Below are 18,891 nucleotides of genomic sequence, written 5' to 3'. Positions count from 1 at the left end.
GCAAGAAGCAGTTTAAACCCTTAAAACACCTTCTGCATACTAACCAATTATGATACTATATTAACTTAAAAGGAAGGAGACTTTCTTAGGTGTTCACAAACTAATGAACCTAATTATATTACCAAATCCAGGGAAGCCACAGTGTTAAAACAGTAGTATGTTACGATAGAAATTGGGGAAGCATCAGCAAATAAGTAACCGGCAAGCGTTCCCTGAGTAGAAGCTAACTCCTCCTAAACTTCACGCTTATACACCTAGGGCACAGTAGATACGGCAGCGGTCTCTACATAAAAGTTCGGGTCCACTTTCAGTGAGGGCTTTCCCTTCACCTTCAGTTCCTTCCAGGAAGTAGTCGGCTCCAGCCATTTTTCTTTGCCGTCCAGAGATACTTTCACGGGCATGTTGAATCCTGCCACACTGTTACCCCACCTGTACCTGAGTCCGTTGCCGGTAACCTGGTACTCCAGTTTTGGAATCCTGACATCGCGTAGATACTGGTCAAAAAATGCAGAGAGGTCGCGGCCTGTCTGCTTACTCAGGTAGTTCTCAATTTGCTGCGTCGTCACGGTCTGGTGGTAGAATTCACGGTTAAGCCCACGAAGTATACTGCGCCATTTTTCGTCGTCGTTCACCACCTGCCGCAGGGTATGCAGCATGTTGCCTCCCTTCGGGTACATATCGCCGGAACCCCTGTAGTTCACATCGTATTTCCCTATAATGGGCTTGTCGTTCTTGATGCCTTGCCGTGTACCAATCACGTATGCATTGCCGGCATCTTTCCCATAGTGGTAATCCACAAAAAGGCCCTCCGAATAATTCGTGAAGCTTTCGTGAATCCACATATCCGCTATATCCTTGTAGGTAATGTTATTGGCAAACCATTCATGCCCGGACTCGTGAATGATGATGAAATCGAATTTCAGGCCCCAGCCTGTGCCGCTTAAATCCCTTCCTCTGTACCCGTTCTGATACCCATTGCCATAGGTCACGGAGCTCTGGTGCTCCATCCCGAGATAAGGAACCTCAATGAGCTTGAAGCCGTCCTCATAGAAAGGGTAAGGGCCAAACCAATGCTCAAAAGCCTGTAGCATACGTGGCGCATCTTTGAATTGTGCCTTGGCTTTCTCCAGGTTCTCTTTCAGCACATAGTAATCAAGGTCCAGTGTTCCCTTCTCGCCCTTATACTTTTCTGAGAAATGGGCGTAATCCCCAACACTGATGTTAACGCCGTAGTTGTTAATCGGATTAGAAACAAACCAGTGAAATGTCCTGGTACTATCGTTTCGCTGCTCCACTTTTCTAAGCTTGCCATTCGACACATCCATCAGGTGCTTCGGCACCGTTACGCTGATGAGCATGCTGTCCGGTTCATCGTACATATGGTCTTTCACCGGCCACCATAAGCTGGCGCCGTCGCCTTGGTTTGAGTTCGCAACAAAAGCATTTCCCTGCGCATCTTTCTTCCAGGTAAGGCCACCGCTCCAGGGAGGGTTCGTGCTAACCACGGGCTTGCCACCGAAGAACACCTCTACCTTGTTTACCTCTCCCTTTCTCTGATTTTCGCCTATCTGAATAAAATAGACGTTGCCCTCCCTGTTAAACTTCAACTCTTTCCCCTGCTGCACGACTTTTTCAATCTGCATAGGTGGCTGCAGGTCAACCTGCATCACGCGGCTTGGTTCTAATACTTTGTACTGGATAGTATTCACTCCGCGGATAGTGCTGTCGCCGGGGTTTACATTCACATCCAGATGGTAATAGGTCAAATCCCACCACGCACGCTCCTTTGTGATGGAACCACGCAAGGTATCCTGCCGGGTAAATTCAGGGGTTTGGGCAAAAGCACCAGCCGTGCAGGCCAGCAACAGCAGTATGTTGCACAATTTGAAAATCACATTATTCGACATTTGCGGTATTCTTTTAGTTAAGGGTTCAAGGCGCCGGTATTCATTTGCTTTTTTATACCTGGCTTATGAATTTTGTAGTTATGCTTCTGGCTTCACTGGCAGCACTTCATCGTTATCTATCCATATAGTTTTTGGATCTGCCTCAGGGAAGAAGCCCAGCATGTGCATTGTCTCTTTCCCCGTATTTCGCACCTCATGAACGGTCATGGGTTCTATCACAGCTACACTTCCTGCGGGGAAATCATAGTACGCATCATTCATGATAACAAGGCCATGTCCTTCGAGGCATATGAGTAACTCTTCCGTCCGATGATAGTGTGGGGGAACAAAGCCGCCCTCCTCAAAATAGTTTTCTATCAGGGCAGTACTTGTAGTGCCTGATTGCCCGTTGGCAAGCCACTGCCGCGTTCTACCTGTATTTAACTTTTCAAGTCCCTGCGATGATTTGTGTATGATAAAGCCCATGACTGCGTTCTCTCTTTATATCCCCATGCTGCTACAGCTTACCTAAATGTATAAAAAAATCAGACTTTTCAGCTGATGAAGCACCCGAAAAGCCTGATTTCAGTTTTTTAACTGTGGAAGTAACCTATGTTTCGTCTTTGGGAGGTTTCGTCCTGCAGAGCAGGATGGCCTTTGCTGTGAGTTATTACTGTACCGCCCATTCGTGAATGCCCGTTGCAGCGTTGGCTGGCAGCTGCACTTCCATTTTGAGTGCTGTGGTTTTTACTGGCTTAAACTTTACCACATTATACTTGTCTTTTACGATTTCATAAGCACCCGTGTTGGAAACGGGAAGCCACTCTTCGCCCTTTTTGTAGTAGAGGGTATAGGCTGCCGGCACTGTACAACCGCCCCAGGGGCTGTCGTCATACCAGTATACTTTCGATTCAGACACCGTGTGCTCTTTGTCAAAATCCAGCTGCACAAACTCTACTGTGTTCTTTTTCGGCCACCAATGGAAATAGGGGTAATTGGAATCCTTTGAATCCACCGGGTCATACTGATCAACCAGGGAGTTAATGGTTCTAACGTTCGGCAGCGATGAGGACACTTTGCTGGTAGAGGCGATAGTAGGTGCTGGTTGCGGCTTGGAGGCTGATGCTTCGTAAGGCACCCATACCATCATATCGCTGGCGCCACGGTTCGCCCAGGCGTAGTAGGGTATGGCCGTTACCTCCTGCTCTGTTTTTATCAGTTCTTCAGAATTTAGCTGCTTCTTTGTGCTAAGGCCATTGGTCTTGATTATATTCACATCGTTCAATAAGCTGGCCTGGAAAGTCTCTTCAACAGGAGCATCTTTGCTAACCATAATGTTCTGAACGATTCTGTCTTTGTTATCAGGTCCCTCCAGGCAGTACACCAATGGGCCACGCTGGAAAGTAAATTTTCCTTTGTCATCGTTTACGCTTTCATGCGCTACCACCTTTTCTGTTTCCATGGGCAGGTTCAGCGATACTTTGTCACTTTTTTTCCACTTGCGCTTTAGCACGGCATAGCCTTTATCCATTTGGTACTTCACCGGCTTCCCGTTCACAGTTAGCGTGATTGGGCGCTCCGTGGCATCCACAAAGCTGTACAGATTTCCGGGTACGGGCTTTTGCTGCGCCCATCCCGGCACCCTGAGTTTTAGCGTAAAGGCTTTGTTCTTTTTAGGGTCTATCTCGAAATTGATTCTGCCCTCCCACGGATAATTTGTCTCTTGCCTGATGTTTACCTCTCCGGCAGGAAGTGCTATGTCACTGGTGTTGCTCATGAACAGGTTCACGTATACATCGTTGTTGTTCTGTGCATACACATAGCCTGGTACAGAGGCCATAAAACGGGTCATGTTAGAAATGCAGCAGGCACAGCTAAACCACTCGCCCCGCTGGTGCTGCCCCATCGAGGCCAAGGGATTCGGGTAGAAGAAGCGGTCGCCGGACAGAGAAACTCCTGCCAGCAATCCATTGTAGAGCGTTCTCTCCAGCACATCCACGTACTTGGCATCGCCATGCAGTAAAAACATGCGGCTGTTCCAGTACACATTCGCGATAGAGGCGCATGTTTCAGCATAGGCAGACATGTTTGGCAGGTCATAGGCTTTCCCAAAGGCTTCTCCATGCCCTGTCGCACCGATGCCTCCTGTGATGTACATTTTCTTATTCACCACATCGCCCCAGATAGCATCGATGGCTGTTAAGTAGCTCTGGTCGCCTGTGAGGGCGGCAACATCCGCCATGGCCGTATACATATAGGTCGCTCTTACAGCGTGGCCTACTGCCTCGTGCTGCTCTGCCACGCGTTTGTGCGCCTAGTTATACTCCTTGTCACCCGGGCCTCTTACATCGAGGAAGAACTTAGCCAGATCGAGGTATTCTTTTTTGCCAGTCACCCGGTACAGCCTTGCCAGTCCAATCTCTACTACCTGGTGCCCTGGGTACTTTTCTTCTTTGCCATAGCCAAAATCCCGCACAAGCAAGTCAGCATTTTTAATGGCAATGTGCAACAGTGATTTTTTACCTGTAGCCTGGTAGTGTGCTACAGCAGCTTCAAACAAGTGGCCGGAATTATACAGCTCATGGCTTAGGTCTTCTACCTTCTCCCAGCGTTTTGTACCCACCCAGTCGTGTGGTTTGGCAGGGTTAATCGTGCGGAAGGTAAACAGGTATCCATCCTCTTCCTGGGCTTCGCCGATGATGGTGATCAGTGAATCCACATAAGTGTCCAGTTCAGGATTCTTCTGCACCTGCATGGCGTAGGAAGCACCTTCAATTACTTTGTAGATGTCGGTATCATCAAAAGTAAACTGCGTTAGTTTGTCGCCTTCAAGTTTTCCGGCAGCTCTCAGGAAGTTATCGATGCGGCCGTTTTCTTTGCTCTTCTTTAAAGTATGCGGTATGGTAACTGTGGCGTTTACCTGCATCATGATTATCCCATCCAACCGGTGCACATGCACATGCGTGAAGGGCACCGGTTGGATGGGATAATCATGATGCTGCGCGATTGTCGTGGTATGAGCGAATACAGAAAATCCTACCGCGCAGGCTAGGAGTTTTGCTAATTTCATAAGCTTTGGAATAATTCTTTTTCAAACAGTGAGAACCTGTCTACCGGTTTCACATCTATCCAACTATACCTTATCTCCCTGAGGCGTTTTGACTGTATATTAGCAGATGCTGCTACTATATTAACATGTAGCCGGTGGCTCCGTTTGCTTAGATTTATATATAGCCTTTATCGTAGCGCTTCTATACCCTCTACCGTTTTGGGCAGGGGTTTGCCAAACAGGCGGCTTCCTGTTGGCGTAATGAGAAAATCTTCTTCTATCCTGATTCCTCCGAAGTCACGGAAGGCTTCCAATTTATGGTAGTTGATGAATTCGGCAAACTTCTTTTCCCCAGACCATAAATCCATCAGGTCCGGGTTAAAGTATAGGCCGGGTTCTACCGTGAGCACAAAGCCAGCTTCGAGCGCACGGCCCAGGCGGAGCGACTTCAACCCGAATTGGGTGCTTTTCCGGAGGTTTTCTGTGTAACCTACATACTCCTCTCCCAGATTTTCCATGTCATGCGTATCCAGCCCCATCATGTGGCCCAAGCCACAGGGGAAGAACTGGGCATGTGCTCCCTGCGCCACGGCCTCCTGTATGTCTCCCTTCATCAACCCGATTTGCTGCAGCCCTTCCACCAGCTTTTCGCATGCTCCAAGGTGGATGTCTTTGTACAATACGTCAGGTTTCAGCATCGCAACGGCAGAAGTATAGGCATGCAAAACAATTTCGTAGATTTCCTTCTGCTGATCTGAGAATTGCCTGTTCACCGGAAACGTCCGGGTCAGGTCGCCGCCATAGTGCATGGCCGTTTCTGCACCACAATCACAGAGCACCATCTGGCCTTCCCGAAGCACTGTGTCGGTGTAATGATTGTGGAGTATCTGTCCGTTTACAGTCAGAATAGCCGGAAAAGCCAGTCTGCCTCCTGCACGTATGGCCGTTTCATACAACTGGCTGGCTACTTCGGCTTCGGCCATTCCTGCTGCGGCAAAGCCCGCAGCCGCCAACTGCATGTCAACCGATATATTCACGGCTTTTTCAATTTCAGCTACTTCTTCCGAGGACTTGATGGAACGTTGTGCCACCACCGCCTTGATGAGGGGAACATAAGCGTTCTCCTTTACAGCATGCGGGGGAACATCCAGCCAAAAACTTAACCTGAGCTGGTGCTCCGGCCTGTATGGAGGCAAAAAATGGATAGGCTGGTTCCGGCTACGTGCATTTTTTATATCAGTGGCTAGGGCCGCTAAAGGCTTGGTTTCTGAGACACCCGTTCTTGCTGCTAATTCCTTCAGGGGCTCCTGTACCCCCGTCCACACGATATCGTCTACCGTAGCCTCATTGCCATAGATTGTTTCGGTGTCCTTGTCCACATTAATCACACCGACTAAACCAGGTTGATCGAGGCCAAAGAAATAGAGAAAAGAACTGTCCTGCCGGAAGGGGTACCAGTTGTCCTTATAGTTCATGCTGCTCTCTTCATTTCCTAAGAGCAGGATCAGGCCGCTTCCTACTTGCCTTTTCAGTTGCGCTCTTCTCTGTTTGTAGGTGTCTTTATGAAACATATGGGTTCTTAATTCTGGTAAAACAGGTAAAGAAACTGTTCCGGCAATCTTGCTTTAAACGCTGTTCCGTTTTACCCCTAGTAGTTCAATTTGATGTCGCTGATTTTAGTAGGCAGCCAAACCTGCATCGGGCTTTTACCCCTGTTTGCCCAAGCATAGTAAGGGATAGCGGTGATGGTTTTTCGCTGCGTAGCAACAGACAAGCCATCTGCACTGGCGTTAACCACGGGTACTTCTGCTTTCAGGGTTACCACACCACGAAGCAGGTCTTTGTTGTAGCTGGCCGTAAAGGCGGTGTTCTCCGGTACCACCATGTTCCATGCCTGTGCGTCGTTGTCAACGCCTTCCACGCAATACACCAGCGGGCCCCGCTGCAGGGCTATCCGGTTGTTGTTTTGCAACAGGCTGTCTTTTGCAACCACCCGCTTCACTTCCATCGGAAAGTTAAACTCTACCTTATCGCCTTTTTTCCACTTCCTGTCTATCACGGCATACCCCTGATCCATTTTATAAGCGACTTCCTTGCCGTTCAAAAGAACAGTAAACTTGTCAGGCGCCTGGTCATAGAAGCGGTATAAATCCCCAGGCACAGGCTGCCCCTGCACCCAGCCAGGTATGCGTAGATGCAGGGCTGATTTTGTGGCTGAACTCGGGTTAAGCGTTAACTGGACCTTGCCCTCCCATGGGTAGTTGGTCTTCATCTCCACCGGAAGCTTTTTGTTCCCCACATCAAACGTGGATTCGCTGCCAACATACAGGTTCACCCAAATCCCGTTACCAGACTGCGCATAAATATAGTTTCCGAGCGAGGCAATTAAACGTGAAATGTTTGAAGGGCAACAGGCGGTGCCAAACCACGCGCTGCGTTCGTGCTGCCCCTGCGAAGCCAACGGATTGCCATAAAAGAAACGGTCGCCGCTTAAAGATAAACCATCCAAGGCTCCGTTGTACAGGCTACGCTCCAGCACGTCCACGTACTTGCTGTCTCCGGTAAGGGAGTTCATACGCTGGTTCCAGAACACCATACTTACCGAGGCACAGGTCTCCGCATACGCCCTTTCGTTCGGCAAATCATAGTCCTGCGAAAAACCTTCGTTCCGACCTGATGAACCGATACCACCCGTAATGTACATGTTGCGGTATACTACATCCTCCCAAACCGTTTTCATGGCATCCATGTAAGCTTTGTCGCCGGTATGAGTGGCTACGTCAGCAGCACCTGTATACAGGTACATGGCACGGACAGCATGGCCTGTTATCTGCTTCTGTAGTTTAACAGGCAGTACGTCCTGCGCATAGGCCGTATCTTTCCAGTCTGTCCAGGTGTAGCCTTTCGCCAGCTTATGCCCGCGCTCTTCCAGCAACCAATCTGCCAGGTCCAGGTACTTCTTGTTATTCGTGGTTTTGTAAAGCTTCACCAGGGCCAGTTCCAGCTCCTGGTGGCCGGTTACCCAATGCTGCTTATCAGGGCCGAACAAAGAGGCGAAGTGATCAGCGATTTTCGTAGCAACGTCCAGCAGTTTCTTTTTGCCAGTAGCATCGTAGTAGGCAACGGCAGCTTCTATCAGGTGGCCGCCGTTGTAATCTTCGTGCATGCTCATGTCTGTCCAGCGCTTCTCCGGAAACTGGAGGGTGTAATAGGTGTTGATATACCCATCCGGCTGCTGTGCTTTAGCAATGATGTCAATCCACTGGTCTGCTTTCTGCTCCAGTTGCGGGTCTGGTCTGTTTTTCAGAGAATAAGCAATCGCCTCCAGCGCCTTAAACCCATCAGAATCATCATAGAAAATGCCTTTGAACTCCCCTTCCTTCAGCCCGGCTGTGATCTCGAAGTTCTGGATTCGGGGCGTTTTCACCTCCGTCTGCTCCACACAAACCGGAATTGTAACCGTTGCGACCTGGTCGATGCGGGGTTTCCAGAACGAGTCGTTGATGGTCACTTTTGAAAAGTTTACCGGCTCTACACTTCTCATTCCTGATTGTGCAAAAGCGCCCGATAGCACCAAGGCTAAAGGAATAAAGAGACTGATCTTTTTTTTCATCCGGCTGATCGTTAACTGGATATATTATTCTTTTAGCCGATGCATGATGAATAAGCATCGGCTTTCTACTTCATGTTACTCGGCAGCAACCCTACGTTTTTGAGTTACCTGCTGTCCATCGAGCATATCATCGAGATTTGGTCTTGTGCTGAGGGCCTGTTGGATGATGTGGAGCACCTGCTCGCGCTCCTCCCCCTCCAGCGGCAGCCTTGGCAGCCGCACCTGCTCTGTACCCAAGCCCGTGTGCACCTCGGCCAGCTTGATGTTCTGCACCAGCTTGGGGTGCACGTCCAGCTCCAGCAGCGGGTAGAACCACCGGTTCAGCGCCACCGCCTCCTTCAGCCTGCCCGCCTTCACCAGCTCATAGATGGCCACCGTCTCCCTTGGGAAGGCACAGACTAAACCGGCCACCCAGCCGTCCGCCCCCAGCACCAGGCTCTCCAGGGCTATCGTGTCCACGCCTGAGAGGATGCGGAACCTCTCGCCGAAGCGGTTGTGCATGCGCGTGATGTTGCCCACCTCCCGCGTCGACTCCTTCACGGCCTGGATGTTGTCGCACTCCACCAGCTCTGAGAACATGTCCAGCGTGACCAGGATGCGGTAGTCGATGGGGTTGTTGTATATCATGATGGGCAGATGAGTGGAGGCGGCCACGGCCTTGAAGTAAGCCACCGTCTCCCGCTCATCGGCCTTGTAGCGCATGGGCGGCAGCAGCATCAGCCCGCTGGCCCCGTTGCGCCCGGCGGATGCGGCCGCTTCTACGGCCCCCGCCGTGGTCTGCTCGGCGATGTTGAGGATGACCGGCACCCGGCCCTCCACAAAGGAGACCGTCTCGCGCACCAGCACCGCCTTCTCCTCCTCGCTTAGGGTGCTGGCCTCCCCCAGGGTGCCCCCCAGGATGATGCCGCTCACGCCGGCAGCGAGCTGCGCCCCGATGTTGGCCAGGAAGGCTTCGATGTCGAGTCTGTCGTCTTCTGTGAACTTGGTGGTCACCGCAGGGAAAACCCCCTCCCATTCTACTCTCATATGTCTGATTGTTTTGTTGTAACTGATATACTTCTTCCGAAGCATGTTTAATTGATTAATCCGAAGATGCACCTTAACTGGTTCTGAAAGTGCAGAAGCGCCTTGTTAGATACGATGTACTAATTGGTTTGCATGGTATACACAAATCTAAGTGGTAACCTGCTGGCATATTTTCAGTATTTCACCCTTTCATAACACTATACTATCTTCCTATTCCTTTTTTTCCTTAACTTATGGGTAACATTGTTGTATAGTAGCATACGGAGCCATGAAACCTGTATACTTTCAAATTCCCAAAACCTCGGGCGAAACCATACGCGTGCAGTATGAGGAACAGCCCCATTTTTACGACCACCTCCACTTCCATCCTGAAGTCCAGATAATGTTTATCTGCGAGGGCTCTGGGACCCGTTTCATCGGTGATAGCATTGGCAGCTTCAGCTCCGGAGAAATCCTGCTCCTGGGCCCTAACCTCCCGCACGTGTTCCGCAACGATAAAAGGTACTATGACGAAGACCCAGGCCTAAAAGCCAGGAACATCTCCCTGTTTTTCCAGATGGAATCGTTCGGAGACTCTTTCCTGTCATTACCTGAAGTCTTTCCTGTGCATAAGCTGCTGCTCGCCAGCAAGCGGGGCCTTCGTATCAAGGGAGAAACAAAGAAGCAGGTAACAGCCTTAGTTCAGGAGATGCTCCACCTGGAAGGCTTTGAACGGTTCATTCAGCTTTTTACTATTCTACACCTGCTCTCGCTGTCTAAAGAACTGGAACCGCTTTCCTCCGTGGGCTTCGACGGGCCCCAGAATGACACAGACAGCAAAAAGATCAACGATGTGTTCCGGTACATTATGAGCAACTTTTCGGAGGAGGTGAAGCTACAGGAGGCGGCTAACATCGCCAACATGAGCATCAATGCCTTCTGCCGCTATTTTAAACAGCATACCAGCAAGACCTTTTCCAGCTTCCTCAACGAAATCCGCATCGGCCACGCGTGCCGCCTGCTGATAGAGGACAAGTGGAATATCCGGGAAACAGCCTTTGAGTGCGGCTTTGACAATATCTCCTACTTTAACCGCCAGTTTAAAGAAATCACTTCTTACACGCCCTCAGAATATGTAAAACTTCATAGGGAAAAATATTCTTCACCACTGCCGTTGGCTTGATTTATTGCAGTGCCTGAAGCTGTTCTTTTTTCAGGCCGGGGATATTTCAACTGTCTATGGGGGTACTCTCTCCCTTGCTATTTCTACCTTATTGCCTTAACCAGCATTTAGTAGCAGGCAACAATCAAGTGTTGCCCTTTTATAAGAAGAACTGCTCACCAGCAACCTCTTTCTTGTAAAGAGGCACCAGCGAGCAGCCTTATTCTATCTACCTAACATGATGTTCTAGTACCCTGGATTTTGCTTCAGGTTCGGGTTCGTGTTTAATTCCGCTTCTGGTATCGGAAACAGTATTCTGTAAGGTTCACTTGGCATGTGGTTAAACCATGCTTTTGTTGTGTACACACCGAAGCGAATCAGGTCCTGCCGGCGGTGTGCCTCTGCGGCAAACTCCCAGCCGAGTTCATCCAGCATTCTGCCAAACTGGATGTCTTCTCCCCCACTGCCTGGCCCATCTAAAATTTCACCTGTTTCATCCTGATAGCCATACTCATACGTGCTTCCCATCATCAGTTCAGCACCCGTTACGACAGCTTTAGCCGGATCGGTATTTCTGAATGCCCGCTGGCGTACCTGAGTTACCAGTTCAGCGGCCTCATCAGCCCGTCCTGTACGCAGCAGGCTTTCTGCTTTCATCAGCAGCACATCAGCATAGCGGAACACGGGGTAATCGTTATCCAGCGCACCGGTTGCGCCAGGCTTTATTTTATACTTGCCTATCCGGTAACCCTGGTTAGACTTTGCAGCAGCAATGCTGGGCAGCACGTTGACATAGTCAATAACCACTTCTCCGGTTGTAGCGCTTTTTTGCGGTCCCATAATCCAGGTATCAGTCAGGCGGGTATCCTGCGGATCGTACGTATCGATAAACTGAGGCACTGCAGCGTTTCCTCCCCAGGGGCCGGCTTGCATGCTGTACACAAACCTGCTCAGCGGGTCCAGGGTCTTCATATGCGTAATATTCCCGGTACCGTAAATCTCATCATAAGGGACCGCAAATATGATCTCATTGGAGTTGTGGTTGGTATAAGTAAAAACATCAGAGTAAATGGGATCCAGCATGTACAGCCCACTGTTTATGATGTCGTTACACTGCTCTATACATTTATCCCACTGCGGAGTGCCTGTATACACCTCTGCATTTAAATAGATTTTCGCCAGCAGGGCTTTAGCACCCCATTTGTTAAGCTGTCCGTAAGTGGCAGACGGGTCTTCGCTCAGGAGGGGAATCACTTCCAACAGTTCGTTTACAACAAAGTCATACACTTCCTGCCGTGTCCGTTGCACCGGGAGTTCCACATCTTTGAAATCAGTTACAATAGGCACATTGCCGTGGTTATCCAGCAACAGGTAATACGCAAAAGCCCGTGCTGCTTTCAACTCTGCCTCCAGCGCTTCTCTTCCGCTTTCAATCGGAATCTCTCCGTCCTCTATCTGGGCCAGTATCCGGTTTGCAGTGGTGATGCTCCGGTAGGCACTCAGCCAGGTATTTCTTGGCTGCCATTGCAAAGGTGTCCAGGTGTGCGTGTGCATCCGCAGGTAAGTGCCTCCATCGTACCACCCGTTGGGGCGGGCGGGAGTGACAATAGCATCCCCCGGTTCTTCCTGCAAATCAAGGTAGCCCTGCCATCCCATCATTAAACCCCTGAATGAAGCATATACCGGAGCAATAATAGCGGGTATATCCCTTTCGGTAGGCTGAAAACTCGTGGAAAGAACTTCTGAGTATACTTCCTCGTCCAGGTCCGTACATGAGCTGATAAATCCTGTTGCCCCCATGGTGGCGGCTAACATATATAAGGTAATTCTTTTTTTCGTGATCATGATTCCTAAAATGTTAGAATGATACATTAAGGCCTGCTGTGAAGGTGCGGGTGGTAGGGTATTTATCCCGCTGGTCGTTGCCCGGATCAAAACCTGTGTAGCTTACACCCTCCGGATCTATTCCCTGGTAGTCCGTTATCGTAACCAGGTTAAGTCCTGATACATAAATTCTGGCGTTTCTTACAAAGCTGATCAGGTTGGCAGGCAAGGTGTAGCCAAATGTTACATTGTCTACCTTTACATAGTCCCCTTTCTCAATGTAGTGGCTCACATACACCAGGTCGTTGTTCAACCGCTGCCCATACACCGGTTCGTAGGCATTTTTCAGCATGTTATAGGCAGGGTTCTTCGGATTCTCGTAGTACATCCGCTGAAAATTAAGGATGTCATGACCAAATGCACCCCGAAGGTTTATTGTCAGGTCAAAGCTCTTATACTGGAACGTGTTATTCCAGCCTGCTATATGCTTTGGTATACCATTGCCGTAGAACTGGCGATCTTCCTGAGTGGCATCATTTATTGGAATGGTTTCTCCGTTGGCATTTTCTACCAGCCAGCCACCGTTTTCATCTACCCCTACCGTTTTCCATACATAGAACCGTCCGACAGGCTCGCCCACCATTACGCGGTGCGTGTAGTCCTGCACCGGCTCTCCGGTATAACCTTCGTTAAAGAAATCGTTTGTGGCCTCAAACTGATCGTTTGACAAAGACACCAGCTCATTGCGGTTCGTGGAATATGTCAGGTTTGAATTCCAGCTGAAGTCGTTGGTCTGGAAAGGGATGAAATTCACCAGTACTTCAATTCCCTCGTTTCGTAATGTACCGGCATTGATCATGGTGGAACCCACCAGGTACGGAGGAGTAGGCACCGGGAAGCTGTACAACAGGTCGTTGATGTTACGGCGGTAAGCGTCTAAGGACCCGCTGATACGGTTGCCCAGTAACGCAAAGTCAAGACCGGCGTTGTATTCTGCTTTCTTTTCCCAGCGGAGATCGGGGTTGAAGTTACGCGCGGGCACAAATCCCGGCACCCATTTTCCGCCAATAAAAGCACCATTGACCCGGCTGAAGTTATAACTGATCTGAGACAGGTAAGGAGAACCGGCTATAGTACCAGTCTCACCGTAACCTGCCCGTAGCTTCAGGTCTGTGATGGCGGCAATACCTTGCATGAAGGGCTCCTTGCTGATTCTCCAGCCGACTGAAGCTGCAGGGAAGGTACCCCATTGGTTGTTAATCCCGAATCTGGAGGATCCTTCACGCCTCACGCTGGCCATTAACAGATATTTGTCGTTCCAGCCATAGGTTACTCGGCCGAAGAAACCGGCGAGCTGCCACTTCTGCTTATAGCTACCCATCCCTGCCTGCCCTGCCTGAAGTGCCTGCCCCGCTCCCAGATTATTCCAGCCATAGGCATCGGTAGGGAAGTTCCAGCTGCTTGCATTAAAACCTTCCGATACCTCATCCTGCCAGCTATAGCCACCCAGCACAGTAAACCGGTGCCTGTCTATTGTTTTTGAATAATTGGTGGTTAATTCCAGCAGGTTCCTTCTTTCAGCGTCAGTGCTACGGTCCGCGTTACTGTTCCTGTTATTCAGCCAGGTGTCTGAATGGTCAAAAGTTGTGGCATAGCCCCACAGAGAGTTGGTTTGGATGTGAGACACCAGCATTCTGATGTCAAGGTCCTTGATTGGTGTATAGTCCAGGCTACCACTCATCCTCATTTCTCTGAAAGTACTCTCAGAGTTTGCTTCCTCAATGAGGGATAAAGGGTTTACATAATTGAATCCATCACGCTGTTGCCATTCACCGGTCGCAGTTCTCACCTGGTCAGTAGGGTTACGAATGAGCGCCTGCCGGTAAGCGTATCCACCCGCGCCTCCCTGCTCTGCCGAAGTGATGCGGTTAATTACCTGTATATTCGCTCTGAGCTTATCGTTGAACATAGAGTGGTTCAGGTCAGCTCTTACAGTAAACCTCTCCTGACCAGACCGCTTAAAAATACCTTCCCAGTTCCGGTAGTTGAGGGAACCGGTAAAATTAGTGGTGGCGCTGCCCCCAAAAAATGTCAGGTTGTGGTTATGGCTGACAGGGGTCTGCATGATCTCTTCCAGCCAATCGGTGTTGCCACCATAGTCTGTATAAGGAATACCCTCTTCCTGAATAAGCCTGCGGTAATCATCGCCTGTCAGCAGTTCCGGTCTTCTGGCTATCGTCTGCACATTGGCATAGGCGTTATACTCAATGGTGCTTTTCTCTGTCCGGTTTCTACGGGTAGTAATCAAGATAACACCTCCTGTGGCACGCGTTCCATATATAGCCGCCGCCGAACCATCTTTCAGCACATCCACCGACTCAATATCTTCCGGTGCCACTGTATTCAGGTTACCAGGGACACCATCTATCAGCACAAGCGGCGCTGAGTTACCGTTAATGGAGCTTATACCTCTCAAGTTAATCTGTGTGTTGGCAGTCGGGTCTCCGGTTGGTGTTGAGATGCGCAAGCCGGCTACTTTTCCCTGTACCAGCTGAGCAGCATCCCGTACGGCTCCCTGCACAAAATCCTCTTTACTAACACTCGACACAGCACTGGTAACGTCTCCTTTTTTCTGTGTACCGTATCCAATCACCACCACCTCATCCAACTGCTTCTGGTCCACTTTTAACTGTACATTCAGTTGGCTTCTGTTGCCTACAGGTACTTCCTGTGAAGTAAAGCCGATATAGCTAAAGACCAGCGTAGCATTGCTGGGTGCTGAAAGCTGAAACCTACCATTGCCGTCTGTAACTGTTCCGGTTGTTCCCCCTTTTACCGAGATAGATACGCCAGGTAAGGGTACATTATCTTCTGCTGATGTGACTACTCCTGACACCTGTGTATCCTGGAAGGAGGCTCCTGCACGCTCCGGGACTCCAGCAAAAGCGTTTCCACTCTGTAAGCAGGGAACTACGATGCATAAGAGCGCACTGCCAGACATCGCGAGAATCCGATTAGCGAATTTCCATTTCATGTGGTTAGATTAAAAGTTTTAAATAAGTTAAGCAGTTTGTGTATGAGGAGTTATTACAGCACAGCACATTTTACATCCTGTGTTAGGAATAACTTTTAACCAGTAGCCTAGTGTCTACATGTATTCATAAGCCTGAGGTAGTTGAGCGTAAAAACGATGCTTTGCCGATGAAATCTACACAACAGCATCCCTAAAAAATCCTATTGCTGGAGATTCTGTTGCAAAAAAAATAGCAGTTTCTGCAGCATACTTGTTCCTGCATTTTTAGAACAAGACGTGCCTTACAGGCTTTATAAAGCATCAGTTGCCTTCCGCTTCATATAACCTTTCCTTTTAGATGGATATCCGAATCTTTTAACTAATACTAAATTACATTGATTTATTGAAGATAAGCTTCTGTCTTTTAGCTAATCATGATACTATATTAACATTATGCCTTGTTTTGGGCTCTTTAAATAATTTGATTCAGACGCTCATACATAAATATTCAGAAGGATAGGGACCTTGAGCAATTACTTTTATTCCTTACAGCGACTGAAACAACATGTATGGCAATAGTGCTTACCCTGCTTTGAGTAGTACTGAAGATGCAGATTTATGCAGGAACAGTGAATCTGTGGAGTCAAGATTCTATTAGGTAACTCTCCGGTGCGCCCTATAGAGAAAAAGCTGTATAAAATTTAAGCTTGTTCTGCCACTGTACCACTACCACATGTTACTTGTTTTTCAGCAGCAGTGTAGATGCAACGCTGGTAGATAAAGTAATCCTGCGAGGCAAAAGTATAAAAAGTGAGCTGTGGCCACTTTCAGGAAAGTCGCTGCTCATCGAGGGTCTGATTTAAAATTACTTCTTACTTCTGCACAGTTCGCTATATCCTCTAAAAACATAAAAACCACAGTTGCAAATCCAGGTTTGAGGTAAAGAGGATTCACACTATATGTTAATATAGTACACCCTAATCACCAGGTAAGCCTAAGCAATGACACTCCCTGTCGGGGCAACTGCATTCGTACAGTAGCTTTTCCATCTTTTGTTTTCACCCACTGAGGTGAAGTGAGCAACTGTAACTGCCCTGCTTTTTCAAGTGCTGCTATTTGTTCAGCGCTAGGGTTCTGCGGCGATCCCATCTCTTTCCATGCCTCGTAAGAATTACTGTTTTCCTTATCGATGCGGTAATGGTGCAGTAGTACCTGGTCCGTTGGAAGACCCTTCATGCTCACTTCCACCGGCGCAGCTGGTGCTTCCACATTATCATCGTGGTAATTCCATACCATGACGGTGGCTGAACTTTTATCTTTGGCAGCAAGTGCGTTAACATCTGTTCTTTCTCCTCTAACACTTGCGTCGCGAACTTCTTTGAAATCGTAGGCCAGCCCGCTCTTCTTATTTGCACTTGCAGTCAGGTTACCGTTGGCTGACGCAGGTATACTATTACTGCTCACTTCTACCCTGTTTCCCTGCATCATACCAAACATCCTGAACACATTTAATACTGGCTTGTCCACGCCATTCGTGGCCATGTCCCGGAAGCCTGCAAACCATGGCTGGTCCTCAAATTCAAATCCCCAAGTTACTGCCCCTAGCAAGTTGACACCGTGGTGATCAGCCAGCTCGTATTTCCTGGCAAAAGAAGCTGCTGTATAGCTGGAATACATCGTCCCGTTACGGTAAGCATTGTGGGGGTAGTCTGCTTCAGAACAGGCAGCGCATCCTTCCGGATCTGATTCTCCGATAACGATAGGCAAATTCTTTAGCTGAGGATAGGAGGCCACTATCTCGAAACCTTTGTCAATGTCACGCAACTGGGCTCCCATATTCATTTGTACGACTCCATTCACCACTTTAGGGCTTCCCTTGGCATGGAAGGTGATGAAATCAAGAGGAGCACCCGTTTTACCGGTGGCATAATTCTTTCCACTGACAACATGATCCAGAAAAGTCCTGAGAAAATCGGCCGCCTTATCCCATCCCGGTCCGGTAGTTTCCGGCCCGCCAATTCTGGCCGTCGGTAAAGCCCGTTTTACCGCGTCAGCAGTATAGTCATACAGTTTGATGTATTCTTCCGTTGTTCCCTGCCAGTAGCCAATATTTGGCTCATTCCACAGTTCCCAATACCAGCTTTCTACCTCCTCTTTCCCGTAACGGTCCACGGAGTGCCTCACCCATTGATAAACCAGTTCTGCCCATTTCTTGTAATCTTTTGGAGGGTAAGCCCAACCGAGGTATATATCGCTGTATTCAGCACCTGGCTTCCAATTATGCCTGTAGGGCTCCGGCTTCGTTGAAAGTGCTTTCGGCATAAAACCTATTTGTGCAAAGGGTTTCATGCCCCTTTCAACATAAGTGTCAAATATCTGATCAATAACTGTCCAGTCGTATACTGGTCTTCCTCTTTTGTCTTCTGTGTAAGCATTGGTGGAGCCCCATTTTAAGGCAGCCCGAGGTCCCTCGTCCGTCACCAGAAGGCTGTGTGCCCGCACATAAACTGGCACCGGACTTAAATCGGCAATTTCAGAAAGGAGCTTTTTCCCGTCTTTCATGTAGGTATAGTTGGGCTCATCATATCCCCACCAAGCCCATATTGGCTTCATCTCACCCTTTTCTTTAGAAAAGTCTACCTGTATAGAAACTGGTTTAGGCGTTGCCACTGCCTGCTGCGCCTGCACACTTAAAGGCAGTAATACCTGAAATAAAAGAAGCATGAAAGCAGAAAACGCAACATACCTACCGTATAATTTTTGCCTCATTACCATCCATTTAATTGTAAAGCTCGCGGTCAATATAGTTTAAGTGAGATAGCATTTCCCTATAGTGGTTGCACCTGAACAGTGGGCCTTCCTATAGCCAGACCTGATTTTACAGGAAATCTGTATTAGCAGTAAAGTCAAAGCAAATCCGCTTTGACTTTACTGCGTCTGTCACCTCCAACGTAAGGCAATGATTCAGCAACTCATCGCCAGGCAGGAAGAAAAGCAATTGGAGGTGTTACATCTCCAGTAGTGTATCACTCAAAATAAAGTAGCTATATTGAAGGTGATGCCATGTATGCTACCAGGAGTATAAATACAAAGTGATCCTCTCTTGTATGCTACTATTCTTGTTAATGCTATACCAGCATTCGCTTCGTCACTTATTGGAAATAGCATTCTCTGCCTTCTCCATTGTAAAATCAGGCATTTGCATGATCTTACCGCCCTGCATGGCCGACTCGTGCGCCAGGATGCCCACGCAGGTGATGTTGGCCGACTGCCGCGCGTTCGGGTACGGCTCCCTTCCCTCCACCAAGGCGCTCACGAACTCGTGCACCAGGTGCGGGT

Annotated in this window: 11 protein-coding genes and 2 pseudogenes; 2 read left to right on the top strand and 11 right to left on the bottom strand. The window is 48.9% G+C overall.

Annotated elements, in window-relative coordinates:
• Window positions 1–254: 254 nt before the first annotated feature.
• The 7 genes and pseudogenes from ACFS7Z_RS21590 to ACFS7Z_RS21560 all read right to left on the bottom strand — a co-directional run bounded on the left by ACFS7Z_RS21590 (window position 255) and on the right by ACFS7Z_RS21560 (window position 9,619).
• Window positions 255–1,907 carry a M1 family metallopeptidase gene (locus ACFS7Z_RS21590; protein ID WP_377489380.1) on the bottom strand — a complete coding sequence of 551 codons (1,653 nt, stop codon included), beginning with the start codon at window positions 1,905–1,907 and terminating at the stop codon, window positions 255–257.
• A gap of 78 nt (window positions 1,908–1,985) precedes the next feature.
• Entirely contained in the window at window positions 1,986–2,372 is a 387-nt protein-coding gene (locus ACFS7Z_RS21585) for a cupin domain-containing protein (protein ID WP_377489377.1), read from the bottom strand.
• Window positions 2,373–2,556: 184 nt separating this feature from the next.
• The gene (locus ACFS7Z_RS21580; RefSeq protein ID WP_377489522.1) at window positions 2,557–3,348 is read right to left on the bottom strand and encodes a hypothetical protein; all 792 of its coding nucleotides are present in this window, start codon (window positions 3,346–3,348) and stop codon (window positions 2,557–2,559) included.
• 9 nt (window positions 3,349–3,357) lie between these two features.
• Window positions 3,358–4,812, bottom strand: a pseudogene (locus ACFS7Z_RS21575) (glycoside hydrolase family 127 protein); the annotation flags it as partial.
• Between the two features lie 311 nt (window positions 4,813–5,123).
• A complete protein-coding gene (locus ACFS7Z_RS21570) occupies window positions 5,124–6,506 on the bottom strand; it encodes an aminopeptidase P family protein (RefSeq protein ID WP_377489374.1) in 1,383 nt (460 codons plus the stop codon).
• A 77-nt stretch (window positions 6,507–6,583) separates the two neighbouring features.
• Entirely contained in the window at window positions 6,584–8,548 is a 1,965-nt protein-coding gene (locus ACFS7Z_RS21565; RefSeq protein WP_377489371.1) for a glycoside hydrolase family 127 protein, read from the bottom strand.
• 75 nt (window positions 8,549–8,623) lie between these two features.
• A complete protein-coding gene (locus ACFS7Z_RS21560) occupies window positions 8,624–9,619 on the bottom strand; it encodes a dihydrodipicolinate synthase family protein (protein ID WP_377489368.1) in 996 nt (331 codons plus the stop codon).
• 223 nt (window positions 9,620–9,842) lie between these two features.
• Between ACFS7Z_RS21560 and ACFS7Z_RS21555 the strand changes: the two genes are divergently transcribed.
• Window positions 9,843–10,736, top strand: coding sequence for an AraC family transcriptional regulator (locus ACFS7Z_RS21555; RefSeq protein ID WP_377489365.1), 894 nt, complete (start codon window positions 9,843–9,845; stop codon window positions 10,734–10,736).
• 225 nt (window positions 10,737–10,961) lie between these two features.
• Here the strand turns inward: ACFS7Z_RS21555 and ACFS7Z_RS21550 are convergent, their stop codons facing one another.
• Together ACFS7Z_RS21550 and ACFS7Z_RS21545 are read right to left on the bottom strand one after the other, a co-directional pair.
• Complete coding sequence (locus ACFS7Z_RS21550; protein ID WP_377489362.1) at window positions 10,962–12,560, bottom strand: RagB/SusD family nutrient uptake outer membrane protein; 1,599 nt, start codon at window positions 12,558–12,560, stop codon at window positions 10,962–10,964.
• Window positions 12,561–12,573: 13 nt separating this feature from the next.
• Window positions 12,574–15,573, bottom strand: coding sequence for a SusC/RagA family TonB-linked outer membrane protein (locus ACFS7Z_RS21545; RefSeq protein WP_377489359.1), 3,000 nt, complete (start codon window positions 15,571–15,573; stop codon window positions 12,574–12,576).
• A gap of 719 nt (window positions 15,574–16,292) precedes the next feature.
• Here ACFS7Z_RS21545 and ACFS7Z_RS21540 point away from each other — a divergent pair.
• Window positions 16,293–16,415, top strand: coding sequence for a hypothetical protein (locus tag ACFS7Z_RS21540; protein ID WP_377489356.1), 123 nt, complete (start codon window positions 16,293–16,295; stop codon window positions 16,413–16,415).
• A 118-nt stretch (window positions 16,416–16,533) separates the two neighbouring features.
• On the opposite strand, the gene ACFS7Z_RS21535 is transcribed toward ACFS7Z_RS21540, so the two are convergent.
• Together ACFS7Z_RS21535 and ACFS7Z_RS21530 are read right to left on the bottom strand one after the other, a co-directional pair.
• Window positions 16,534–18,276, bottom strand: coding sequence for a GH39 family glycosyl hydrolase (locus tag ACFS7Z_RS21535; protein ID WP_377489353.1), 1,743 nt, complete (start codon window positions 18,274–18,276; stop codon window positions 16,534–16,536).
• Between the two features lie 424 nt (window positions 18,277–18,700).
• Window positions 18,701–18,891 (bottom strand): annotated as a pseudogene (locus ACFS7Z_RS21530) (hypothetical protein); the annotation flags it as partial.

Source organism: Pontibacter toksunensis (assembly GCF_042686245.1).
In the GTDB taxonomy this organism is placed as follows: domain Bacteria; phylum Bacteroidota; class Bacteroidia; order Cytophagales; family Hymenobacteraceae; genus Pontibacter; species Pontibacter toksunensis.
Note: the sequence above shows the minus strand (reverse complement) of the source record. Positions and strands in the feature narration are given on the sequence as shown.